24 protein-coding genes and 1 pseudogene are annotated in these 21,220 nt (G+C 68.1%); 9 read left to right on the top strand and 16 right to left on the bottom strand.

The features are described from left to right. Positions 1–5: 5 nt before the first annotated feature. The 4 genes from ABH926_RS26765 to ABH926_RS26750 all read right to left on the bottom strand — a co-directional run bounded on the left by ABH926_RS26765 (position 6) and on the right by ABH926_RS26750 (position 4,312). Positions 6–695, bottom strand: a complete 690-nt coding sequence (locus tag ABH926_RS26765; RefSeq protein ID WP_370368538.1) for an SDR family NAD(P)-dependent oxidoreductase — start codon at positions 693–695, stop codon at positions 6–8. A gap of 54 nt (positions 696–749) precedes the next feature. Next, positions 750–1,109: a hypothetical protein gene (locus ABH926_RS26760; protein ID WP_370368537.1), complete on the bottom strand. Its 360-nt coding sequence runs from the start codon at positions 1,107–1,109 to the stop codon at positions 750–752. A gap of 370 nt (positions 1,110–1,479) precedes the next feature. After that, entirely contained in the window at positions 1,480–2,697 is a 1,218-nt protein-coding gene (locus tag ABH926_RS26755) for an amidohydrolase family protein (RefSeq protein ID WP_370368536.1), read from the bottom strand. A gap of 40 nt (positions 2,698–2,737) precedes the next feature. Continuing rightward, positions 2,738–4,312, bottom strand: a complete 1,575-nt coding sequence (locus ABH926_RS26750) for an MDR family MFS transporter (RefSeq protein ID WP_370368535.1) — start codon at positions 4,310–4,312, stop codon at positions 2,738–2,740. A 217-nt stretch (positions 4,313–4,529) separates the two neighbouring features. Here ABH926_RS26750 and ABH926_RS26745 point away from each other — a divergent pair, with 217 nt between their 5' ends. From ABH926_RS26745 to ABH926_RS26730, 4 genes are all read left to right on the top strand, one after another. Then, positions 4,530–5,201: a TetR/AcrR family transcriptional regulator C-terminal domain-containing protein gene (locus ABH926_RS26745; RefSeq protein ID WP_370368534.1), complete on the top strand. Its 672-nt coding sequence runs from the start codon at positions 4,530–4,532 to the stop codon at positions 5,199–5,201. A 43-nt stretch (positions 5,202–5,244) separates the two neighbouring features. Next, positions 5,245–5,928, top strand: a complete 684-nt coding sequence (locus ABH926_RS26740; protein ID WP_370368533.1) for a TetR/AcrR family transcriptional regulator — start codon at positions 5,245–5,247, stop codon at positions 5,926–5,928. Between the two features lie 412 nt (positions 5,929–6,340). Further along, positions 6,341–7,066 carry an SDR family NAD(P)-dependent oxidoreductase gene (locus ABH926_RS26735; protein ID WP_370368532.1) on the top strand — a complete coding sequence of 242 codons (726 nt, stop codon included), beginning with the start codon at positions 6,341–6,343 and terminating at the stop codon, positions 7,064–7,066. Next, entirely contained in the window at positions 7,060–8,325 is a 1,266-nt protein-coding gene (locus tag ABH926_RS26730; protein WP_370368531.1) for an amidohydrolase family protein, read from the top strand. Before ABH926_RS26735 ends, ABH926_RS26730 begins: the two co-directional genes overlap by 7 nt. Here the strand turns inward: ABH926_RS26730 and ABH926_RS26725 are convergent. The 7 genes and pseudogenes from ABH926_RS26725 to ABH926_RS26695 form a co-directional block, all read right to left on the bottom strand. After that, a pseudogene (locus ABH926_RS26725) lies at positions 8,288–9,049 on the bottom strand (MFS transporter); the annotation flags it as partial. The gene ABH926_RS26730 and the pseudogene ABH926_RS26725 sit on opposite strands and share 38 nt — an antisense overlap. Positions 9,050–9,230: 181 nt before the next feature. After that, entirely contained in the window at positions 9,231–10,043 is an 813-nt protein-coding gene (locus ABH926_RS26720) for an antibiotic biosynthesis monooxygenase (protein ID WP_370368530.1), read from the bottom strand. Positions 10,044–10,046: 3 nt separating this feature from the next. Then, positions 10,047–10,793, bottom strand: coding sequence for an MBL fold metallo-hydrolase (locus ABH926_RS26715; RefSeq protein WP_370368529.1), 747 nt, complete (start codon positions 10,791–10,793; stop codon positions 10,047–10,049). Between the two features lie 11 nt (positions 10,794–10,804). Further along, positions 10,805–11,611, bottom strand: coding sequence for an alpha/beta fold hydrolase (locus ABH926_RS26710; RefSeq protein ID WP_370368528.1), 807 nt, complete (start codon positions 11,609–11,611; stop codon positions 10,805–10,807). A gap of 69 nt (positions 11,612–11,680) precedes the next feature. Continuing rightward, positions 11,681–11,890, bottom strand: a complete 210-nt coding sequence (locus tag ABH926_RS26705) for an ester cyclase (protein ID WP_370368755.1) — start codon at positions 11,888–11,890, stop codon at positions 11,681–11,683. 9 nt (positions 11,891–11,899) lie between these two features. Then, positions 11,900–12,097: a hypothetical protein gene (locus ABH926_RS26700; protein ID WP_370368527.1), complete on the bottom strand. Its 198-nt coding sequence runs from the start codon at positions 12,095–12,097 to the stop codon at positions 11,900–11,902. A gap of 18 nt (positions 12,098–12,115) precedes the next feature. After that, positions 12,116–12,901 (bottom strand): SDR family NAD(P)-dependent oxidoreductase, encoded by a 786-nt coding sequence (locus tag ABH926_RS26695; RefSeq protein ID WP_370368526.1) that lies wholly within the window; start codon positions 12,899–12,901, stop codon positions 12,116–12,118. A gap of 165 nt (positions 12,902–13,066) precedes the next feature. Here ABH926_RS26695 and ABH926_RS26690 point away from each other — a divergent pair, with 165 nt between their 5' ends. Beyond that, positions 13,067–14,002 (top strand): helix-turn-helix domain-containing protein, encoded by a 936-nt coding sequence (locus ABH926_RS26690; RefSeq protein ID WP_370368525.1) that lies wholly within the window; start codon positions 13,067–13,069, stop codon positions 14,000–14,002. Between the two features lie 105 nt (positions 14,003–14,107). On the opposite strand, the gene ABH926_RS26685 is transcribed toward ABH926_RS26690, so the two are convergent. Together ABH926_RS26685 and ABH926_RS26680 are read right to left on the bottom strand one after the other, a co-directional pair. Beyond that, positions 14,108–15,106, bottom strand: coding sequence for a zinc-binding alcohol dehydrogenase family protein (locus ABH926_RS26685; protein WP_370368524.1), 999 nt, complete (start codon positions 15,104–15,106; stop codon positions 14,108–14,110). A 38-nt stretch (positions 15,107–15,144) separates the two neighbouring features. Then, positions 15,145–16,167 (bottom strand): hypothetical protein, encoded by a 1,023-nt coding sequence (locus ABH926_RS26680; RefSeq protein WP_370368523.1) that lies wholly within the window; start codon positions 16,165–16,167, stop codon positions 15,145–15,147. 149 nt (positions 16,168–16,316) lie between these two features. Here ABH926_RS26680 and ABH926_RS26675 point away from each other — a divergent pair, with 149 nt between their 5' ends. Both ABH926_RS26675 and ABH926_RS26670 read left to right on the top strand, forming a co-directional pair. Continuing rightward, positions 16,317–16,838, top strand: coding sequence for a MarR family winged helix-turn-helix transcriptional regulator (locus ABH926_RS26675; protein WP_370346736.1), 522 nt, complete (start codon positions 16,317–16,319; stop codon positions 16,836–16,838). A gap of 187 nt (positions 16,839–17,025) precedes the next feature. Continuing rightward, complete coding sequence (locus tag ABH926_RS26670; protein WP_370368522.1) at positions 17,026–17,322, top strand: antibiotic biosynthesis monooxygenase; 297 nt, start codon at positions 17,026–17,028, stop codon at positions 17,320–17,322. An 11-nt stretch (positions 17,323–17,333) separates the two neighbouring features. On the opposite strand, the gene ABH926_RS26665 is transcribed toward ABH926_RS26670, so the two are convergent. Beyond that, on the bottom strand, positions 17,334–17,465 hold the full coding sequence (locus ABH926_RS26665; RefSeq protein ID WP_370368521.1) for a hypothetical protein: 132 nt from the start codon (positions 17,463–17,465) through the stop codon (positions 17,334–17,336). A 214-nt stretch (positions 17,466–17,679) separates the two neighbouring features. Then, positions 17,680–18,252, bottom strand: coding sequence for a TetR/AcrR family transcriptional regulator (locus tag ABH926_RS26660; RefSeq protein ID WP_370368520.1), 573 nt, complete (start codon positions 18,250–18,252; stop codon positions 17,680–17,682). A 92-nt stretch (positions 18,253–18,344) separates the two neighbouring features. On the opposite strand from ABH926_RS26660, the gene ABH926_RS26655 reads away from it, so the two are divergent. Together ABH926_RS26655 and ABH926_RS26650 are read left to right on the top strand one after the other, a co-directional pair. Further along, complete coding sequence (locus ABH926_RS26655) at positions 18,345–18,812, top strand: nuclear transport factor 2 family protein (RefSeq protein ID WP_370346741.1); 468 nt, start codon at positions 18,345–18,347, stop codon at positions 18,810–18,812. 15 nt (positions 18,813–18,827) lie between these two features. Next, positions 18,828–20,057 carry a low temperature requirement protein A gene (locus ABH926_RS26650; RefSeq protein WP_370368519.1) on the top strand — a complete coding sequence of 410 codons (1,230 nt, stop codon included), beginning with the start codon at positions 18,828–18,830 and terminating at the stop codon, positions 20,055–20,057. 206 nt (positions 20,058–20,263) lie between these two features. Here ABH926_RS26650 and ABH926_RS26645 read toward each other — a convergent pair whose 3' ends face one another. Then, complete coding sequence (locus ABH926_RS26645) at positions 20,264–20,836, bottom strand: DUF4240 domain-containing protein (protein WP_370368518.1); 573 nt, start codon at positions 20,834–20,836, stop codon at positions 20,264–20,266. Positions 20,837–21,220: the final 384 nt, after the last annotated feature.

Here is a 21,220-nt window from a genome sequence, read left to right as displayed (position 1 = left end):
ATGGGTCAGTGTGGCCACGGCGCGGTGCCGCCGTCGACGCCGAGCGTCATGCCGGTGACGTAGCTCGCGCGGTCGCTCAGAAGCCAGGCGGCGGCTTCGGCGATCTCGTGAGGCCGGCCGCGGCGGCCGAGGGCGGCCAGGGAACTGAGGCGCTCGATGACGCCCGGATCGCGCTTGTCCCAGGCGACGATCATGTCGGTCATCGTGGTGCCGGGGGCGATCGCGTTGACGCGGACACCATCCCGGCCGTATTCGGCGGCCGCCGCACGGCTCATGGCGATGACGGCGGCTTTCGTCGCCCCGTACACGCTCTGCCCGGCAGCGTCGAAGATCTCTCTCATCCGGTCACCGTGGCGGTCGGTGGAGAAATGCACCCCGCCGATCGAGCCGTTGAAGCTGGGCGAGGAGGGGCCCGACGGCTGCCCGTAGGCGAGCCCCGAGTCGGGCGAGGAACTCCGGGACGAACCGGGCAGATGCCCGTAGGCAAGCCCCGAGTCGGGCGAGGAACCCCGGGATGCACGTTGTATTGCCAGGGCCTGGTTCATCACCTGGTTGCCGACCGAACTCTGCAGCGCCAGGAAATCCGCAAGCTGCGACGGCATATTCGAGTCTTGCGGGGGTGAGCGTTGGACACCCGAGAGATCGGGTGATCCCTGCCCGGGCGTCCGTTCATGACAGCTCTCGAATGCATGCATGACGATTCGTCCTCCCGGTCGGCTGCAGCGCGGAGACTATGACACGTTAGTTCGTCAGCCCACTGTGTCCAAAGGCCCGTTCGACCACTCTCGAGGGCAGATTCGCCGGACCGCGCGCCCAGCAGGACAGAGGCCCAGGCGCCGGCGTCCGCTTCCCCGAGGTGCTCGCGGGCCGCCGTCGCGAGAACACGCCGCGGGTCCCGACCCGGAACCCTCCGAGCCGTTGCTGCTGGTGAGGGTCTTCTCGTCGACCAGGTTCAGCGTCAGGTGACTGAAGAAGTTAACGCTGAAGCTGGCGTAGATCAGCAGCGCGGCCTGGGAGCCGTCCTGCGACGAGGGGAAGTTGGTGCCGCAGGCGGGGGTGAAGCCGGTGCCGACGGCGACCGCCCCGGCGGCCTCGCTGACGTTGATCACGGCGTTCGCCGCGCCGCGTGGGGGTGAGCCCCCCCGACCTGGGCGCCGTCGTCGGCAAGCGGTTGTCCGTCCCCACAAGGCGGAGGTGGTGCGGCTGCTGATTCATCACTACGGAGTTGAACAGCGTTCTCTCCGCGCAGGCGGAGGAGGTGTGATCTCTCGGAGTGTGCCGGTCCTGATCCTCCGGAAGCGCCCCTCACAACGACAGCCATCAAGGCCGGGCGTCCCGCCAGCCAATTCGACTAGCGCCTGCGGTCAGATTCGAACCTACGACCACTAAGTTAGAAGTCCGCCGTCAGTACAAGTCGGCCACGGCCGGCGTAACCGATACCGGCGAGCCAGCGTCGAATACTGCACCGCTCCAATATGTCTACTTCAGGCAAGCACCTCGACGCCAGACGGTGTTGATGTCCAGGGTGTGGGTGATCTCGTCGAGCGGGTTGCCGTCGACGAGTAGGAGATCGGCACGTAGTCCGGGTGCGATACGGCCGCGGTCGGCAAGGTTGAAGCAGCGCGCGGGTACCGACGTGGCAGCGGCGAGCGCGGCCTCAGTGGACAGTCCGGCTTGCACGAGAAGCGCGAGTTCGTGGTGCATGCTGGCGCCATGCGCCACTCCCCCGTGGGTCGGCACCGGGATGGAGGCGTCGGTTCCCGCCAGGATGTCCACGCCGGCGGCGTGCAGGGCGGCGACGCTGTCGAGAACGTGCTGAAAGGTGCCCTGCGGGTAGGTGTTGTACGCGCCGCGCAGGGTGTCGAGCCAGGGCTGGGACAGGCGACCGGAGACGCGGGGGTCGGCGGCGAGGTCGGCGGCGGCGTCGCGCCCCATGAGGGATGCGCTGACGACCAGGCAGGGCGTGACGAAGACGTCTGCATCGGCGAGCGCCGCGATGATGGCCTGGTCGGCCCTCTGGTCGATGAAGAGGTGGGCGAGTCCGTCGATGCCGACGTCCAGCGCCTGGCGGGTGGCGTCCAGGGTGGTGGCGTGCGCGATGACCTTGAGGCCGAGCTTGTGGGCTTCGTCCACTCCGGCCCGAAGGGTCTCGGAGTCGATCACGGGCAGCCCGGGGTGGCCCATGGTCGTGCCCTCTTCGATCATCACCTTGATGTAGTCGGCGCCGGCCTGGGCGAACCTCTGGACGTGGGCACGCGCTTCGTCGGGGGTACTGACGGACGGCATCTCCCAGCCTTCGTGCTCCGCACCCGGCTCGTGTTCGCCGAGGTCGTGCATGAGCTCGCTGGGGTGTCCGCCCTTTGCCATCAGGGCGAGTAGGGCGGAGCGGACGTCGGCGATGGTGTCGTCGGCGTTGACCTCGATGCGCTGTTCGGGCGTCCAGAACCCCTGCATCTCCAGTTCGGTTGTGACACCGAAGCGCAGTGCATCACGAAGGGAATCAATGGAGGTGTGCACGTGGGCGTCGATGAGCCCGGGCAGCAGGCTGGCACCGCGTGCGTCGACGACGTCAGCGCCCTGTGGGGCCTGAGCGGCACCCACTGCGGTGATGAGTTGGCCTTCGATGGTGACGGTAGTGGCCGCCGACTGCCCGACACCATCGAAGATGTGGACGTTCGTGAGGTGTGTTGCGGTCATGATGCCTCCTGGGTTTCTCAATCAGGGCGGGGAACGCCCGTTAGCTAGTGGCGCCTACAGCCGCTGGTGCGCTGTCGTCCGTTGCCGGCTTGGCGGGCTGCCCGGGCCCGGCACGCAGAGGAGTCTCCTTGATACAGAGCGCAGAGACGAAGGCGGCCACTGCGCACAACGCGCCGACAAGGAAGATCTCTTGCGTACCGTGAGCGGCAGCCTGCAGGTAGGCCTCCCTGGCCGCATGCGACATATGTTCTGTCGCCGAACCTCCAGAACCGCCCTCGCTGGGGGCGCCGCCGCCGTGGCCAGCCAGGGCACGCGTGAAAAGCGAGCCGAAGACCGCGACTCCCAGAGAGCCGCCCAGGGTGCGGAACAGGTTGGTGGCCGCCGAGGCGGCGCCCATGTCCCGCAGCTCGACGCTGTTCTGGGCGATGGTGTTGGCCATCTGGATGGTGAAACCGGTGCCGATGCCGACCAGCACCATGTAGACGCTGGTGGTCAGGCGCGCGGTGGAGGTGTCCATGGTGGACAGCAGTCCCATGCCGACGGCCAGGCTGGCGGCTCCGATCACCGGGAAGATCTTGTATTTGCCGGTCTTGGACATGACCTTGCCGGCGATCATCGAGGCGGCCACGGTGCCGCACATCATCGGCAGCAGGAGCAGCCCCGAGTTGGACGCCGAGGCACCCTGCACGGTCTGCTGGTACAGCGGCAAATACAGAGTCGCCCCGAACATGGCCACGCCGGCCACAGTCAGCAGGACGGCAGCGATCGGGAAGTTGCGCTGACCGGTGAAAATCCGCAGCGGCAGCAGCGGCTCGGCGGTCCGCCGCTCGGAGACGATGAAGGCGGCCAGCAACACGAGCACCACCGCGGCCAGCCCGAGAATCTGCGCCGAGCCCCAGGCGTAGGTGCTGCCACCCCAGGTCGCGAGCATGATCAGGGCGGTGATCATCGCGGTCATCACCGTGATGCCGGCCCAGTCGATGACCACCCGGCCGCGGCGGGCGGCCTGCGGGACGTGCAGCAGCGCTGCGCACCAGACAATGCACACCAGGCCGATGGGGATGTTGACGTAGAAGGCCCACCGCCAGCCCAGATGGCCGGTGATTAAGCCGCCCGCCAGCGGACCTCCGACACTGCCGACAGCCTGCACGATCGCCACCATGCCCTGGTACCTGCCGCGTTCCCGCGGCGGCAGCAGGACGCCGATCAGGGCGAAGGCCCCCGCCATCATGCCGCCGGCCCCGATGCCCTGAAGCGCACGGAAGCCGATGAGCTCACCCATCGTGGAGGCCATGCCGGAGAGCACCGAACCGAGAAGGAACACCATGATCGAGCCGAGGAACAAGTTCTTGCGGTGAAACAGGTCGCCGAGCTTGCCCCAGACCGGCGTCGAGCAAGCGGTCGTGAGGGTGTACGCGGTGACCACCCAGGACATGTGGTCCAGGCCGCCGATGTCCCTGACGATCGTCGGCATCGCCGTGCCGACGATCAGGCCATCCAGCTGCGAGAGCAGCATGGCCAGCAGGACGCCGAGGAGGACCCAGCGGATGTTCTTGGGTACGGCGGTGGCGTCAGGCGATATGGCGGTCTGACCAGGCCCAGAGGAGGTTGTCATAGCAGGTCACCCCTTTCAGGGCGGTATGTGGGGCGCGCAAGGTTTCCATCAGCGTAACGAACATGTTCGTTAGGAACAAGTTCGTATTGCGATCGCCGATCGTCCTACGGCGCGGTGTTCCCGGGACGGAAACAGCGCAGCTCGGGCAGTAAGCCTCGTGGTCGATCGGGCGCGCTAATGTGCGCAGCAGCCGGAACGGACGCAAAGGGGCCTTGAGGTGGCTGAAAGAGCAAGGCGGCTGCGGTCACGACCGGCCAAGGAGCCACTAAGCCTGGAGGCGTTCACCGCTGCCGCATTCGGATTGCTGGAACGCGAGGGCATGGAGGCGGTCACCCTGCGGCGCCTGGCCGGCGAGCTGCAGACCGGCCCGGCGTCGTTGTACGCCTATGTGCATGACGTGCAGGAACTGCACGCGCTCCTCCTTGATCGGGCGCTTTCAGCTGTCGATCTGCACCCGGCATCCACGGACCGCCCACGAGACCGGCTGGAACGAATCTGCTCCTCCTACCTGGAGGTACTGCTGCGGCACGACGGGCTGGCCCGCCTCGCGGCCGGCGTCCTGCCGTTCGGCGAGAACGCCCTCGCGCTCACCGAGGCCGTCCTGGAATGCCTGCGCGGTATGGGCCTGTCACGCATGCGCGCCGCGTGGGGTTTTGATCTGCTGATGCTGCACGTCACGGCCATCGCCGCCGAGCACGACCGGCGGCGGGAGCAGAACGACCCGATCGGCCGTGCGCACCGGGGCTACGTCGAGGCCGAGGCCGAGCGCTTCCCACAAGTCCACGCACTGAACGAGGAACTGTTCTCCGGCACTGGTACCGCGCGCTTTTCCTGGGCGCTGGACGTCGTACTCACCGGCATCTCCGAAGCCCGCGAGCCGAACAACTGACGAACATGTTCGCTCCGAACATGTTTGGCCCTAGAATCGCCATATGCCCCCGCAGAGCCGCCGCGAGCGCCCCGCCAAGCCCGCCCTCACCCGCGAGGGCATCATCGACACCGCCGTTTCCCTGATGGAGCAAGAGGGACTGCAGCGCGTCACCATGCGCCGCCTGGCCCAAGCCCTGGACACCGGGCCGGCGTCCTTGTACGTCTACGTCGCCAACACCGCCGAACTGCACGCCGCGATCCTGGACCGGCTGATCGGTCGCGTCGACCTGCACGACACACCTGCCGAGGCGCCGTGGCGGACCCGGCTGGACGCCGTGCTCACCAGCTACCAGCAGGTTCTGTACGCCCACCCTGCCCTTGCACTGTCCGCACTCACCGCCCGGCCCTCCGGCGAGAACTACATCGCCCTGCTGGAAGCACTACTCGCCCTTCTCGCTGAGGGCGGGGTGCCCGACCTGCAGGCCGCCTGGGGTGTGGACATTCTGTTGCAGAGCGCTACCGCCTCAGCCGCCGAGCACTCCGCGCGCCGCGAGGACACCCACGCCGAGGCCGACTGGGCCCAGCTGCGCAGGGCCCTCGCCGAGGCATCTCCCGAGGACCACCCACACGTCCACGCCCAAGCCGGCAACCTAGTCTCGGGAACCCCTGTGGAACGCCGGCAATGGACCGTGGACATGCTGCTCGCCGGAATGCTGGCTGCCCGGCCCAACTCTGGATCCAGGTGACTGTATTACCTCTGAACCTAGGCCACCGGGCTCGACCTGGGATGATGTGTGATCGTGGTGGCCCGTCTCGTCTACCGGTTCGCGGTTACCGTTCTGGCCTGGTTGTCACTGCTGGCAAGATCGTCGGCGTCCAGGAACGCCGAAAAACTGGTCCTACCGCACCAAGTACGGCCACGCTGGCGCCGAGTCCATGGTGACAGCCACGGCCGCGGCGACCACACTGCGACTCGACCCCCAGTAGAGCGGGGGACGCCGAAGCCGCCCGGATGAGCGTTCGGGCGGCTTTTCTCTGTGGCGGTATCCACCGTGACGAGTTGCGCACACGGTCAGGCCGTCGGCAATGCCCGTTGGGTATCGGTGCCGTACCCAGATGGTGTTGGTTCGGGGCCGAGCCGCGAACATGCTCGGAGTTATGAGCGAACAAACAATTGCGCTTGTCACCGGCGCGAACCAGGGAATCGGATTCGAGATCGCGGCCGGCCTCGGCGCACTCGGCTGGAGTGTCGGGATCGGCGACCGCGATCCGGAGCGCCAGCAGGATGCGGTGGCCAGACTGCGCGCCGACGGCGCCGACGCGTTCCCGGTGCCCATCGACGTGACCGACGACGCGAGCGTGGCGGCCGCCGCCCACCGGCTTGAAGAGCGTGTCGGCCGTCTCGACGTGCTGGTCAACAACGCCGGCGCCACCGGCGGCTGGCCGCAGAACCCGACGACGCTGGACCTGGACAGTGTCCGGGTGGCGGTGGAGACGAACGTGTTCGGCATGATGCGGGTCACCAACGCGATGTTGCCGCTGCTGCGCCGATCGGCGCACCCGCGGATCGTCAACCAGTCCAGCCATGTCGGCTCCCTGACTCTCCAGACGACACCCGGCGTCGAGCTCGGGGAGATCAGCGGGGCGTACGCGCCGACCAAGACGTACCTCAACGCCGTCACCATCCAGTACGTCAAGGAACTGGCCGGCACCGACATCCTCATCAACAACGCGTGCCCCGGATACGTGGCCACGGAGCTCACCGACTTTCAGGGGCTCCGCACCCCGCTACAGGGCGCCGCGATCGCGATCAAGCTCGCGACCCTGCCGGACGACGGCCCTACCGGTCAGCTCTTCGACGACGACGGAGTCGTGCCGTGGTGACCGGCCCGGGCTCCGCCGATCCCGGCATCGACCGATTCGTCCGGGAACTCGCCGCCATCGACGACCACGCGCACCCGATTCCGCTGGAATGGGAGCCGCCGCCGGACCGCGACCGGCCCATCTTTCCGTACGACCACCCCCTGCCGGTTCGCATGCGGCCAACCAATCCGGAGTACCTCGATGCCTGGCGAGCACTCTGGGACTACGAGCACGACGACTTCGACGACGGACACCTGCGCACCTTGATCGACAAGAAGCAGCAGGTCCAGGCGGCCGAAGGAGACAACTACCACAGCTGGGTCCTGGACCGGATCACCATCGAGACCATGCTGGCGGTCGACTCGTTCCCCCAGCCGTCCTTCCCGGCACCCCGGTTCCGCTGGCTGGCCTTCGACGACTGGCTCATGTGGCCCGTCCCCGCCGTCGATCAGAAGCCGATCACGAGCCGATACGCCGAGCAGATGGCGCAGGCCTGCCGACAGGCGGGTGTCCACTGCCCGCCGCCGACGCTCGACGACTACGTGCACACCGTCCTCGCCCCCGTACTCGACCGGCAAAAGGCCGACGGCGCGGTCGGCCTGAAGTTCCACACGCCCTACTACCGGCCCATCGACTTCGCCGAGGTACCGGTATCGCTGGCGCGAGAGCTGTACCGACGTGCCTCCGACAGCGGCATCACGATCGATGAACACCGCCACGTCGAGGACTACCTGTTCGCCATCATCGCCGCCAAGGCTGCCGAGCTGGACCTGCCGATCCAGATGCACACCGGACAAGGACCCCGGCATCGTTTTGAGAACAAGGGCAGCAACCCGATGTTGATGGAGGCCGCCGTGGTCGCCGCGCCAGACACTCGGTTCCTGATGCTGCACGCCGGCTGGCCGTTCGCTAAAGAGGCCGTAGCTTCCCTCTCCCAACCGAACGTCTTCCTCGACATCTCCGGATCCTCAGTGCACCTCTATGCGCGCAACCTCGCCGGCATCGTACGAGACGCACTCGAGTGGTTCCCTGAGAAGATCCTCTACGGCACCGACGCCTTCAGCGACACCGCACACGCCTTCATGTCCAGCACCGAGCCACGGTCGAACTTCCTGCACGGCTGGGAGGAAAAGGCGTGGCTGCTGGATCGCACCGCGCGAGAGGCCATCGCTTTGGCGCTCACCGACATGCTGCGCGACCGAGTCATCCGCGCTGGCGACGTCGACCGGCTGGCCACGATGATCATGCGCGGCAACGCGATCGATCTGTACCATCTGTGACCTGCTTGAGGACGAGTGCGCGCGGGTCAGGCCAGACCGATCTGCCGCAGGTGATCGGCGAGAGGCCGAGCTGGAAGAACAGCGGGACGACGAACAGCGCGCCGAGGAACGCGGCCATCCCGATGGCCATCGCCGTGGTCATCGAGCGGAACAGCCGGTTGCCGAGTAGACGCAGCTTCAGCAGTGGCGCGCCGGAGCGCAGCTCGACCCGTACCAGCACGGCCAGGACCGCGGTACCCGCGGCGATGCTGCCGGTGATCCGCGGATGCGTCCAGCCCGCGCGGGGGCCTTGGCTGATGCCGTACATCACGGCGGCGAATCCCGCGCCTGACAACACGAACCCGCCCACGTCGAAACGGCCGGGTCGCGGTTGGCGCTGCTCGGCCAGGAAGAGCAGGCCGAACACGAAGGCGCCCGCGCCGATGAAGAGGTTGACGAAGAACACCCAGCGCCAGGACAGACCGGTGACCAGTGCGCCGCCCAGGACCGGGCCGAGGGCCGGGGCCACCGCGGTGGGGATGGTGAGGATCGAGGCGGCGCGCAGTCGCTCGTGCGGCGGGAACGCGCGGTAGAGCATGGCCATGCCGACCGGCGTCATCATGCCGCTGCCGGCGCCTTGCAGGACGGGGAAGGCCACGAGTTCGCCGAGGTTGCCGGCCAGGCCGCAGAGCACTGATGCCGCGGTGAACAAGCCGATCGCGAGCAGCAGGATACGTCTGGTCCCGAACCGGTCGCCATCGGCGGCGGGACGCTGCCGGGACGTCGGCGAGCGGGGCGAGTTGCTCGATCATTCGATGCGCTCCTGATCGCGGGAGACTCGAGAAAGACTGGAGGCTGGAGGCCAGGCCGACGGCACCGCCTACGGCTTCGGCCCCCAGGGTTCGCGGTTCGCGTGGTCTATCGCTCTACCGCTTAGCGGCGGCGGCGATGAGCTCCCGCATGACGTCCGGGTAGTCCTCGCTGATCTGCGGGCCGAGGTTCGGTCCTACGGTCTGGGCGGCCGGGCCGCCGATGATGAGCTGGTGGGTGACGCGGGTACCGCCGCCTTCGATCGGGGTGAGTTCGTGGCGGTCGGTGAGGAGCAGGCCGTTGAACTCGGTGCGGTCGGCGTAGGCGCGGCCGTCGGTGAGCTCCACGATGGTGGAGGTCAGGGCTTCATCCGAGCCGGCCGGGGTCACCGAGAGCTCGGTGCCGACGGCGAACGGACCGTGGATCACGTAGGTGTTGCCGCCGGCGGCCGCGGCGCCGGTGCGCTCGTCGCGGAGTGTTGCCCACACCGCCTCCGGCGACACACCGGTGTCGGCGGAATACTGCGTGCTCCACGTGGCCGATGCCCCGGGGATCGGGATTTCGTCGAGCTGGAAGATGCTGCCGGGCCCGCTGGTACTCAGGTCGGGGATGGCGGAGATGAAGGCGTGGACGTGGTCGGTCTTCAGGTGCGTGGCGAACGCGGCGGAGTCGGCGTAGACCTCGTAGAGATAGAACCGGCCGGGTATGTCGCGGGCCTCATACCCCGTGAAGGTGACGCAGCCCGGCTCCTGGCGCACGGCGCGGATCAGCTCGACGATGCGCTCGCGGAAGGCGTCGGCCAGGCCGGGCTTGGCGTCCAGAACGGCGATCATCGGGCGGGGGTTCGGGTCGTCGGTGTCGACCTGCAGGTTGCCGTGGTGCAGGGTCGCGGTGAGGAAGTCCTCGGTGTCGGTCGCGGTGACAGTCATGGTCTACAGCTCGATTCGGATGCCGGGTTCGACGATGCGAACGGTGGTTTCGGGAGCCAGGTCGCCGGTCGCGTCCCGGTAGTGCCGCGGGTTCTTGTCGCTGCTGGTGATGAGCCGGTCGCCGAGGAAGCCCTTGGTGAAGGCGTAGTGGTGCGGCACGGCCAGCTCGGGCTTGAGGATCGCGGTCAGTTCGGCCGCCTCGTCGGCGTTCATCACGACCTGCTTGTTGTTGGCAGGGCGGATGTGCAGGCCGTTCGTGGGCAGCAGGGCCAGCGAGATGTGGCCGAGCCGCTTGGGAATCTCGGCGAGTTCGGGGATGAGCATGGTGTCGCCGGCGAAGTACACCGCCTCGGAGCCGGCCCGCAGGACGAACGTGACCTCGTAGACGCCGTGCTTGCCGGGGGCGGCGGTGATGCTGACGTTGCCGACTTCCGCCTGCTCCCACGGGGCAAGAGCGGTGACGTTCGTGAAACCGTGCGCGCGGGCCAGCGGCACGACGGTCTCGGCGACGAACAGCGGCACCGAGCGGTCGCGGTAGGCGGCGAAGGCGTCCAGGTCGCAGTGGTCGTAGTGCTCGTGGCTGATCAGCACGCCGTCGAGCTTCGGCAGGTCGGGGATGTCTATGGCGATCGGCTCGCCCTGGTAGTAGCCGGGACTGGTGCTGAACCAGGGGTCTGTCAGGAAAGTCCGGCCGCCGACCTCTATCAGGTGGCAGCTATGGGTGATGCGGGTGACTGCGGTCTTGGGCATGGTCGTGGTCCTTAGCGTGCGAAGGCGGAGAAGTCCGTGTCCGCGCTGTCCCAGATCGCGGCGATGACCTGGTCGGGGGTCTCCAGCTGCGGGGAGTGGCCGGTGTCGGGCAGCAGTTGGAACTGGGCCATCGGGATCGCGGCGGCGTAGGCACGTCCGTAGTCGACGTCGACCATCCCGTCGCTGTCGCCCCACAGCACGAGCGTGGGGATCTCCAGCGTCCCGAGCCGCCCGACAAGAGCCGGGTCGGTCATGCCGGAGCCGGCGTACGCGGCGATCGCGGCCCGGTTGCCGGCGGCGATCGCCTGCGCGGCCGGGGGCAGGGTCGCCGGGTCGATGCGGAACCTGTCGGGGTTGTGGAAGCTGCGCGTGAAGACCTCGTCCATGGTCAGGGCGAAGAAGTCCGTGACCGGATGGCCGGCCACCTCGATTCCGACGGCGTCGATCAGGACGATGCCGCTGACCCTCGGTGATTTCAGCAGCGCGATCTCCGCGGCGATCCAGCCGCCGAGCGAGTTGCCGACGACGGTCACGTCGGCCAGGTCCAGCTGGTCGATCAGGCCCTGGTAGAGCGCGGCCAGTCCTGGGATGGTGGCGAGGGTGTCCGGTCGCGCGGTGCCGCCGAATCCGGGATGCGTCGGCGTGAGGACGCGCACCCGGTGCGTGGCGGCGAACTTCTCGGCGAAGCCGGCGACGGACTGCGGCCCGGCGCCGCCGTGCAGCAGCAGGAACGGCTGGCCGGAACCGTACTCGGCGACGGTCACCTCGACAGGGCCGATTCGCTCGACGGCCACGGAGTGGATCTTGGTGATGCTCATGGAGCTCTCCTTCACAGGTTCTGGATTTCAGTGACTTGATCGGGGCCGTCAGCGCGTCAGCCCAGCGCGTCAGCCCAGCGCGCCGGCCTGGCGCAACAAGGTCACCCCGTCGGCGACGGCCCAGTGCTCGACCCAGAGCCCGTCCTGGAACCGGACCAGGTCCATGACCCGGAACTCAACCGCGTTGCCCGAGGGCGGCAGGCCGAACCACGTCCCGGTGTGGCGGCCGCGGAAAATCTTGTGGGTGGCCACGAGATCGCCGTCCCCGAGGCAATGCAGGATCTCGACTCACAGGTCGGAGAACGCCTGGTGCATGGCTGCCACGGTCTCGCCGATCCCGGCGCGGTCGGCGGCCTGACCCGGCTCGACAGTGTGGTTGCGGAAGTCGGGATGGACGAGCCGGTCGATCAGCTCCAACCGGCCCTTCTGCTGCACCTGCTCGACGAAGTACCGCATGAGCTCGGTGTTGGCTGCCTGAGTGTTCATGCCAGTCCGCCTTCCGTGTCAGCCTTCGGCGGCGTACAGGTTGGCCTGGCCGTCGGATGCGGTCAGACCGCCGTCCACGGGGATGTGCGCCCCGTTGACGTAGGCGGCGTCCGGACCGGCGAGGAACGCGATGACCGCGGCGATCTCGGCCGGTTCGGCAGCCCGGCCCATCGGGACGCGGTCGGCGAAGCGCCGGTGCAGCGGAGCGCCCTCGGCGAGTGCGTCACGGAACATCTGCTTGCTGAGGGTGACTCCGGGGTGGACGGCGTTGACCCGGATCCGGCGGCCGTGGTCCAGGGCCATCGAGTTGGTCAGGTTGGTCACCGCGCCTTTGGTCATGTTGTAGACCGCCTGGTTCCATTCGCCGCGCAGCCCGGCCACCGATCCGACGTTGACGATGCAGCCGCCGACCGTCTGTAGATGGGGCAGCGCGGCACGCGAAGCGAAGAAGACGCCGTCGATGTTGGTGGCGACCATGGCGCGGTAGCTGTCCAGGTCGGTCTGGTCGGCGGTGCCCGGGATCGCGATGCCGGCGTTGTTGACCAGCACGTCCAGGCGTCCGAACCGCTCGGCCACGCCGTCCATCGCCGCCGTGACGGCCGCCAGGTCCGAGACGTCTGCGACCCACGGATGCAGGTCTGCTCCGTCTGGAGCCGTCTGTGCGGTTTGCTTCAGAGTGGCCTCGGTGCGGCCGACGAGCACGACGGTGTATCCGTCGGCGGCGAACCGGTGCGCGGTCGCTGCCCCGATCCCGGTGCCGGCGCCCGTGACGACGGCCACGCGGCCGGTGTTCTGCTGATTCATGAAAGCTCCCGTCTGTCCTGCACATCGGTCCTGAACTGGGGATTGCCCCCACGACCGAGCCTAGGAAGACTGGAGATGCGCACGCTTGAACCACAGCGCCGTCCAAACAGAACATCGGCGCCACCGGATGTGGGTCCGGGGCGGGCCGCGAGAGGGGGAGGTCGAGTGGATACGGACGCCGTTGAGTCGCGAGCTTTCCATGACTTCCGCCGCGGCTGGGAGGCGGAGTTCGGCGACGGTGTCCCCCTGCCGACCTTCACCCCGGCCACGACCGCCGACTTCCGCGTCAAGCACCGCGCCACCCGGGTCGACGACGTGGCGATCACCGACCTGCACGGCGCGTCGGCGATCCGGACCGACGGTCCGCTCACCAGCTCGGAGGACGTGGTGCGGCTGTACGTCGTGCAACGCGGCGCCTGGACCCTGGGCGGCCCGCACGACCGCGGCGAGCGCACGATATCGGCCGGGCAGTTCCTGCTGAAGCATGTCGGGCGGCCGTCGCACTTCCAGACGGTGCCCGATACGGCGGCGACGGTCCTGGTCCTTCCCGCGGCCCTACTCAAGCCGCTGCTCGGCGGGCGGGTCCTCACCGGCGCGAGCAACTCAGCCGAACTACGCCTGCTGACGGCCCACACGAACATGGTCCGGCTGACGATGCCCGACCTCACCCCGGCCGGCGTGCAAGCGGCCCACAGCACGCTCATCGAACTGACCAAAGCGGTGGCCCGGCGCCGGTTCGACGACGCCGAACCCGTACTCGCCCCCGCCCTGGCACAAGCCGCGAAAGACCTCGCGGACCGCCGGCTCGCCGATCCCGAGCTGTCGGCGGTGGTGCTGGCGCGCGAGCTCAACGTCTCGGTGCGCACTCTGCAGCGGGCGTTCGCCGTAGCCGGGGAATCAGTGGTCTCCTATATCCGCGAGCGGCGCCTGGAGGAAGCCCGGCTCGCCCTGACCGCACCGTCGGCCAGCCGGCTGAGCATCTCAGAGCTCGCCGCGTACTGGCAGTTCGCTGACAGCAGCCACTTCATCCGGACCTTCAAGAAGCGCTACGGTCGCACCCCCAACGACTACGCCCGCTCGGTCTCATCTGCTCGGGGCTGAACGTGCTGAACGGGCTGAAATTTCTGACCAGGACAGGGCAGGCAGCAGGGTTCGCAGTCGGCCGCGATACACCGCGGCCGACGGCGAACCGGCAGCCTGTCGCGCTCAGCCGCCGCTCGGCAGCAGAACCTGCTTGATCCCGGCCGAGCCGTCACTGACCGTCTGGTAGGCCTCGGCGCTGTCCTCCAGTTGCCAGGTCTTCACTGCCGGGGGAGCGAGGATGCCGCGCTCGAAGAGCGGACGTAGCTGGTCGAAGACGCCTGCGACGTGGGCCCCGTCCAGGAACACGCTGGCCAGTCCCGTGACGCGCAGCTGCCGGTTGTAGATCTCGGCCGGTGAGAAGTCGATCCGCGGCTCGGGGGCGCTGAAGATGCCGACCATCCGGCCACCGAAGCGGAGGCTGCGCAGCGCCGGTTCGAACAGTGCGCCGCCGACCGTGTCCAGGACTAGGTCGGTGCCGCGTCCGTCGGTGATGTCGAGCACCGCCTCGCGGAGGTCGCCGGAGCTGGTGTCGATGAAGTGCTCCACGCCGTCGGGCCGGCGGCGGTCGGCGATGATCGGTTCTGCGCCGCGCCAGCGGGCGATCGCGGCGGCGGCCTGGCCGACCATGCCCGCTCCGCCGGTGATGAGGATCGTCTCTCCGGGTATCAGCTCCATGATGTTGATGACCGTCTCGAAGGCGGTGAGGTGGGACCGGCCGACCGCGCCGGCCTCGGCCATCGTCAGGTTCACCGGTTTGCGGGACAGCCAGGTCTCGGGAAGGGCGACGAAGCGTGCGTGGGTGCCGGGCCGCGTCATCCCCAATGCCGGACCGCTGCCCCACACCTGGTGCCCCTTGTGGTCGCCGTCTGAGACGACGACGCCGGCGAAGTCGACGCCGGGGATCACCGGCAGCGGTGTGCCGAGCCAGCCCGCGGCGTTGGCGACGTCGAGCGGGTTCACCGCGGCCGCGTGCACTTCGACGAGTGCTTCACCGGGAGCGGGCTCGGGTATCGGTGCGGTACGACAGGTCACCGACTGCGCCGGCGGCCCGCCGGTTTGGAGGACGACCGCGGCCATCTTCCGTGGCTCGTTCTCGGGGCGGTGCTGAGTGTCAACGGGCATGATCAGATCCTTGTGGTCGGTAGTGGTTGCTGCTGTGTTCAGGACAGGGGTGCCTCGGCTGCGAGGCCGACGAGGGATAGATAGGCGGGGTAACTCAGCAGGCTGGAGTCGTAGACGGTGATCAGGTGGTTGATCCTGCCGACGGCGTCGAGCCCGATGGCGGTGTGGCCGCGACGCCCCGGCGCGACGGCCGGTGACGTCGACCACTCGTAGCCGCCGCCTTGGCGGCTGCCCTCGGTGTGGAGCAGCGCGGCGCCCGGGCCGTAGGGCAGATGTCGGAGTGCCCGCGTGTAGTAGCGCTGGACCTGGGCCTGTCCGCGGACTTCAGTGTGGGCGGCCATGTCTTCATGGACGACGTCGACGGACATCAGAGCGGCGGCTGCGGCGGCGTCGCCGGCTGCGAAAGCGGATTGGAGCCGGGTGGCGGCGTGCACGACGGCGGGGTCGGCGTTCTGCTCGGAATCGTTGAAGTCGGCCGGGTAGGCGCTGGCGTCGGGGCTGGGGAACAGGGAACTGCGACGGTCCCAGTAGTCGACCCAGCGGGTGATCTTCCGGTCGCGGTCGAAGGTGACCGAGGACAGGGCGCGGATCTCCTGGCCGAAGAACCCGGGGGAGTCCACGAATTCGACCGTCGCGCTGTCCGTGTCGCCGACGATGGTCAGCGGGTAGGCGATCGCGTCGGTCGGTGCGCTCGTGAAGATCGAGGTGAACTCGGTGTTGATCGTTTGCCAGCCGGACATGACCACGCCCAGGCAGGCGTCGCTGTAAGAGGTGTTCGTTCTTGAGAAGTGGGCCATGAACGCGGCGGTGTCGTGTTCGCTTTTGGCGGTGAAGATGCGGTGGAAGAGCGCTGCGACCTCCGGGGTGCAGCGTGAGGTGTCCGTGACATCGGGCGGATAGGGCGGTGGCTTGCGTGATTCGCCGGGTGCCGAGGTCGTCGTGGCGTTCGCCGCCCGGGCCCCGGGGATACCGGCGGCGCTCAGGCCTGTGGCCGTCCCGGCTGCCGCTCCGGCGCGGAGTATCGTCCGCCTTGTGGGCTCCTGCTTGTTGGCGTGCTGCATCGGTGATGCCTTCTTCTGCTGGTTGAGGAAAGGGTTCAGCCTGTACCCGACCGGTGTCTGACTTAAAGCTTTAATTGACTCTAGCTCTGCTTCACTTCACGCTGCAAGTCATTCCAGGGTCGGATCACTTCAACTGTTAACCTGTACAGGTGAACGCCCCGCCCGAGCCGCGCTGGCTCGACCCTGATGAGAGGCAGGCGTGGCTGGCCCTGGCCGGCGTCCTGAACCGGCTGTCGGCCGCGCTCGACGCCCAGCTGCGCCGAGACGCCGGGATCTCCCACTTCGAGTACCAGGTGCTGGCTCTGCTGTCAGAGGCGCCTGATCGCACCCGGCGGATGAGTACGTTGGCGGCGCAGGCCGAGGGCTCGCTTCCCCGGCTGTCTCAAGTGGTCGCGCGCATGGAGCAGCGCGGCTGGGTGCGCCGCACTCCCGATCCGGCGGATGGCCGTTACACGCTGGCGATCATGACCGACGACGGCTGGACGAAGGTCGTGGAGGCCGCGCCCGGCCATATCGAGGAGGTGCGCCGGCTGGTGTTCGACCAACTGACGAAGCCGCAGACGCGCCAGCTGCGCGACATCGGCGGCCGCATCACGCGCGCCATCGACCGAGACGGCCACGTCCCCGATGACCGGCCGCCGACGGCCGCAGGGCCCGCACAGCCGCGCTGACCACAGGCCGCCCAGGAGCGTCGGGTGACGGGTGTGCGGCGGATGTGATCGGGCTGCCTGCGGGCCAGTGCGCGACGCTGCGGCATGCCTGCCGCGTAGCCTGGGTATGCGCGGGTCCGGTTGCCGCAACCGACCAGGAACCAGTTGGCAAGAGTCAGCAGTTCCGTTGTAAGCCCGAAGGAGAGCAATGTTCGCGCGCGTGATCACAGCCAAGGCTGGAGCCGACGGGTTCGACGGCGCCATCCGTATTGCCGAGCAGCAGTTGCCCGGCGCCCGCCAGATGCCCGGTTTCAAAGGCTATTACCTGCTCACCGACGCTGAGACCGGCAAGCTCGTCATCATCTCGCTGTGGGAGACCCGCGAGCAGATGGATGCGGTCACCGCCGCAGCAGGACCGTCGGGCATCCGTGAGCAGCACAACCCGGCGACGGCGGGACTCACGGCACAGCGCCTGGAAACCTATGAAGTCACGATGCAGGCCTGAGCAGCAGGTCTTCAACACGCGCTTTCGCCAAAGAGGTCTCCAAGCGGGTTCACCGTCCTCGTCGGAATGAGGAGGAGCGCGGCCAGGACGATCGTGCCCGCGAGCACGGTGACGGTGCCGAACTTGTCGCCGGTGTCGAACATGCGCAGATTGGACGCGTGGAAGGCGAAGTGCGGCGCCCGGACGGTTCGCAACACCTGAATAGGGGACGTTGCGATGACCAAGCCGGTTGGAAGACGCGCCTTAATGGGTCCATTTCAAAGTCTCAAACTCACCGTGCGAAGAGCCGCAGACGTATACGAGTCATCGATGGTTCCCTTCGTGGAGGGGCTGAGCCACGACAGGAAAGAGTGGGGGTTACGTCCACCAGGACGGCGCGCAGGCCACCGCGGCGTCGACCAGATCCGCTTTCGTCACGGTGTCGTCGCCGAGCCAGGCGGCGATGGCTCCGGCGAAGCCGTGGGCCATGAAGGCAGCGACAACCCCCTGATTCGCGCGAGGCACTCCCGGATCGGCCGACCGCGCCATGAACGCCATGGCGTAGTCGGCGAAGTGCCGGACCAGGGCCTCGGACACCCCGCGATCTGCCGGGTCTTGGAGGGCCTGGCGGTAGACGGTCCGGAACCGCTCGACGTGCTCGGCGACCTCCGCGGTGGTGAGCCTTAGCATCTCGGCGGCCGAGTGTGTGCCCTCGGCCCGCAGCTCCTGCTCCCGGCGATGGCCGCGGTCCAGGTCCGCGTGGAGGACCTGGATGAGCAGGTCCAGGGGGCTGTCGTAGCGGTTGTAGAACGTGGCCCGGGTCACCCCGGCCCGGTCGGCGAGGGCCGCTACGGAGATCCGCGAAACCGGCTGGTGCGCGGCGAGCTCGACGATCGCCTGCTCCAGGGCGTGGACCGTCCGGGTGATCCGGGGGTCGGTGCGATCTGTCACCCGGTGCCTCCAGCGCGGTTGCGAAACGTCACGACTCCTGATGCTATACAGACGTCAAATAGGCCTGCGGATTCCGACGAGAGGGAACTGCCATGACGGCCCACGCCACGATCTCACCTCAGGAGGCCGCCGACCGACTGGCCATCCGTGAGCTGTTCGACGCCTACGCGCACTGCGCGGACCGGCGCGATGCCAAGGGTCAGATGGCGTTGTTCACCGAGGACACCCGCTTCCTGGTGTTCATGGACGCCAGGTCCGGGGAGCCGACCCAGGAGCTGCACGGCCGCGAGTCGCTGGCGCCGGTGTTCGACGCGCTCAACGCCTACACGGCGACGACCCACTTCAATGGTCAGAGCACGGTCGTCCTGGACGGTGAGCGGGCGACCGGGGAGAGCTACTGCATCGCCCACCACCTCACAGTCGCCGACGACGGATCGCGCACGCTGATGATCGCTTCCATCCGCTACCTTGACGCGTTCGTCAAGCGGGACGGCGACTGGCTGTTCGCCGAGCGCCGCCTGATGGTCGACTGGACCGAAACGCGGCCGTCCACACCCTGATCACCGAACCAAGCCATGACACCCCGAGAGCGCTGGGCCCTGCTACGCCGCCATCTCTGGCAGCCGCCCCGTCCCCACGGCGAGCAGCCCCGCGACCGCGTGGTCGGACCACTCGAACTCTTCTACGACCTCGCCGTGGTCGTGCTGGTCGCCCAGGCCGCCCACCACCTCGCCGGGCACCTGACCTGGGGCAGACTCGGCGAGTTCACCGCGGTGTTCACACTCGTGTGGATCGCCTGGGTCAACGGCAGCCTCCACCACGAGCTCCACGGCCACGAGGACGCCCGCGCCCGCAGCACGTTCCTGCTCCAGATCCTGCTCCTGGTCACCATGGGCGCCATGATCCCGGACGCGAGCGGCGCGCGCGGCGCGGGCTTCGCCATCGCCTCGGCAGCGCTATTCGCCGTGCTGGCGATGCTCTGGCTGCTGGCCGGCCGGGGCGACAGCCCCGAATACCGCCGGTCCAGCCTGCTGTTCGTGTCCGCCACGGCGGCGTGCGCCGTACTGCTGGCCGGGTCCGCCCTCCTGCCGCCCGGCGCCCGCGTGTGGTCCTGGGGCCTGATCGATATCGCGTACCTGACCGCGTTCGGCGCCCTGGCCATCACCGCGCTGCCCGAGGAGGCCTCCGCCCTGACCATCACCGACGCGCTCATCGAACGGTTCGGGCTCATCACGATCATCGTGCTCGGCGAAACGCTCACGAACGTGGCCGGCGGCCTGTCCAACCGCCCGATCAGCGCACTCACCCTCACCGTCGGCCTGGTCGCCGTCGTGGTCGGCTTCGGCGCCTGGTGGACCTACTTCGACTTCGCCGGACACCGCGAGCCGAGATCGACTTCGCGGGCGAACCTGCAATGGCTGCTGGCCCACCTGCCCCTCACCGCCGCCATCGCCGCTATGGGCACCGCGATGGTCAGCCTGATCGCGCACGCACATGATGGTCGCACTCCGGCGGCGACAGCATGGGTCTTGTGCGCGGGCACCGCCATCGCGCTCTGCGCGACCATGCTGGTCGCCGCAAGCCTGCAGGCCTGGCGGGACGACCGCAACTTCTACCGGACGCTTGCCAGGCTTTGCGGCGCCGTGGCACTCGCGTGCCTCGCCCTGGCTGCCGCGCGGCCGGCACCCGTACTGCTCGGTGTGGTCCTCGTACTGCTGCTCGGCGTCCCATGGGTATTCGCGGTGTGGCACCGGCTCGCCGCGGACGTCAGCTCGACGGCCCCAGCACGGCATCCACCGCCGTGATGACCACCTCGCCGAGCGCCATATTGATGAGCTCGGGAGTTACCGTGGTTTGTCCCAGGGGGACGTCGTGCGCGGTTCGGTGCTGCCGCACTCAGCGCACCAGGGGGAAGGAAGACCGTGTCGACGATCTCTTCGAGGGCTGCCGCCACCGAGTTTTTGGCGATGCCCGGACGTGGCCGCTTCCAGGATCTGCCTCTCGCCTTCTCTCAGTCCAGGAAGAGGGCCGCGAGGCGGGGAAGGTGGTGCCGCATCGCGTCGTCGTCCTCCGGATCCCAGTTGTCGCCGCTCGGCAGTTCGGGACGCGTCATACCTTTGGCTGCGGCCTCCAACGCCGCATTGAACGTGTCGGTCTCGCCCCGGACCTTTCGATAAGCGTCCTTGATCGGGTAAGCCAGCGACTCGAAACCGATCCAGCCACCCTCGTCGCGGCCCATCTTGACGACCACCGGCAGATCGGCCAGCGAGTCGGGATCGGCCACGGCACGGCTGAACGTCTCCTGTCCGAGCAGCATCAGCCCGTCACGGAAGTCCATGAAGCCGTCGTTCGAGAAGCTGCCCTCGATCAGGAAGGCGGCCCACCGCAGCGGATACCGCTCCGCGGAGTCCGTCAACTCGACGTGTTTCACCCAGAAGTCGATGATGTCGGCCGGCTCCAGCGTGGCGAGCGTGTCGACCAGCGCGGCGGGCAACGGGTCGTCAGGTGGGTCCCGGTCGTCGGCCCGATCGCCGACCGAGGCGCGAGCCTGCTCGATGATGCTCCACCATGTTTCGATGTCCATGACCAGGGAGCATAGAAGCCGACTCTGACGGAATCCCTACCTACCACGGATTACGGCCACTTGACGCGCTGGTGTTAAGGCCGTGACTTTGTGGCGCTTCTGACTGGTGTGTGGGTGGGCGGGTAGGCAGGTGCGGTTTGTTTTGTGGTTTAGAGACTTTTTACGGCTTCGCGGATGGTTTGCGGGATTCGTTGGTGGCGCGGCTCGGTGGTGTGTCGGGTTGGGCGGGGGCGGCGGTGGTGTGGGCAGGTGGTCGGGTTTATTGCCACAGTCAAGAGCCACAGTCAAGGTCAAGGGCGCCTCCGGCGGCAATGCCACGTAGCTTAGTTTGATCTTGTTGCTGTGGCTGGGTGGTGCCGGATGGTGGGTGGGGTGTGGTGGCGG

The organism is Catenulispora sp. GP43, assembly GCF_041260665.1.
In the GTDB taxonomy this organism is placed as follows: Bacteria; Actinomycetota; Actinomycetes; order Streptomycetales; family Catenulisporaceae; genus Catenulispora.
Note: the sequence above shows the minus strand (reverse complement) of the source record. Positions and strands in the feature narration are given on the sequence as shown.

Excerpts from the sequence above, each read along its gene's own strand:
- ABH926_RS26765 (WP_370368538.1), bottom strand. The coding sequence starts at position 695 with ATGCATGCATTCGAGAGCTGTCATGAACGGACGCCCGGGCAGGGATCA.
- ABH926_RS26755 (WP_370368536.1), bottom strand. The coding sequence starts at position 2,697 with ATGACCGCAACACACCTCACGAACGTCCACATCTTCGATGGTGTCGGG.
- ABH926_RS26750 (WP_370368535.1), bottom strand. The coding sequence starts at position 4,312 with ATGACAACCTCCTCTGGGCCTGGTCAGACCGCCATATCGCCTGACGCC.
- ABH926_RS26740 (WP_370368533.1), top strand. The coding sequence starts at position 5,245 with ATGCCCCCGCAGAGCCGCCGCGAGCGCCCCGCCAAGCCCGCCCTCACC.
- ABH926_RS26735 (WP_370368532.1), top strand. The coding sequence starts at position 6,341 with ATGAGCGAACAAACAATTGCGCTTGTCACCGGCGCGAACCAGGGAATC.
- ABH926_RS26720 (WP_370368530.1), bottom strand. The coding sequence starts at position 10,043 with ATGACTGTCACCGCGACCGACACCGAGGACTTCCTCACCGCGACCCTG.
- ABH926_RS26715 (WP_370368529.1), bottom strand. The coding sequence starts at position 10,793 with ATGCCCAAGACCGCAGTCACCCGCATCACCCATAGCTGCCACCTGATA.
- ABH926_RS26710 (WP_370368528.1), bottom strand. The coding sequence starts at position 11,611 with ATGAGCATCACCAAGATCCACTCCGTGGCCGTCGAGCGAATCGGCCCT.
- ABH926_RS26700 (WP_370368527.1), bottom strand. The coding sequence starts at position 12,097 with ATGAACACTCAGGCAGCCAACACCGAGCTCATGCGGTACTTCGTCGAG.
- ABH926_RS26695 (WP_370368526.1), bottom strand. The coding sequence starts at position 12,901 with ATGAATCAGCAGAACACCGGCCGCGTGGCCGTCGTCACGGGCGCCGGC.
- ABH926_RS26685 (WP_370368524.1), bottom strand. The coding sequence starts at position 15,106 with ATGCCCGTTGACACTCAGCACCGCCCCGAGAACGAGCCACGGAAGATG.
- ABH926_RS26680 (WP_370368523.1), bottom strand. The coding sequence starts at position 16,167 with ATGCAGCACGCCAACAAGCAGGAGCCCACAAGGCGGACGATACTCCGC.
- ABH926_RS26670 (WP_370368522.1), top strand. The coding sequence starts at position 17,026 with ATGTTCGCGCGCGTGATCACAGCCAAGGCTGGAGCCGACGGGTTCGAC.
- ABH926_RS26665 (WP_370368521.1), bottom strand. The coding sequence starts at position 17,465 with ATGTTCGACACCGGCGACAAGTTCGGCACCGTCACCGTGCTCGCGGGC.
- ABH926_RS26655 (WP_370346741.1), top strand. The coding sequence starts at position 18,345 with ATGACGGCCCACGCCACGATCTCACCTCAGGAGGCCGCCGACCGACTG.
- ABH926_RS26650 (WP_370368519.1), top strand. The coding sequence starts at position 18,828 with ATGACACCCCGAGAGCGCTGGGCCCTGCTACGCCGCCATCTCTGGCAG.
- ABH926_RS26645 (WP_370368518.1), bottom strand. The coding sequence starts at position 20,836 with ATGGACATCGAAACATGGTGGAGCATCATCGAGCAGGCTCGCGCCTCG.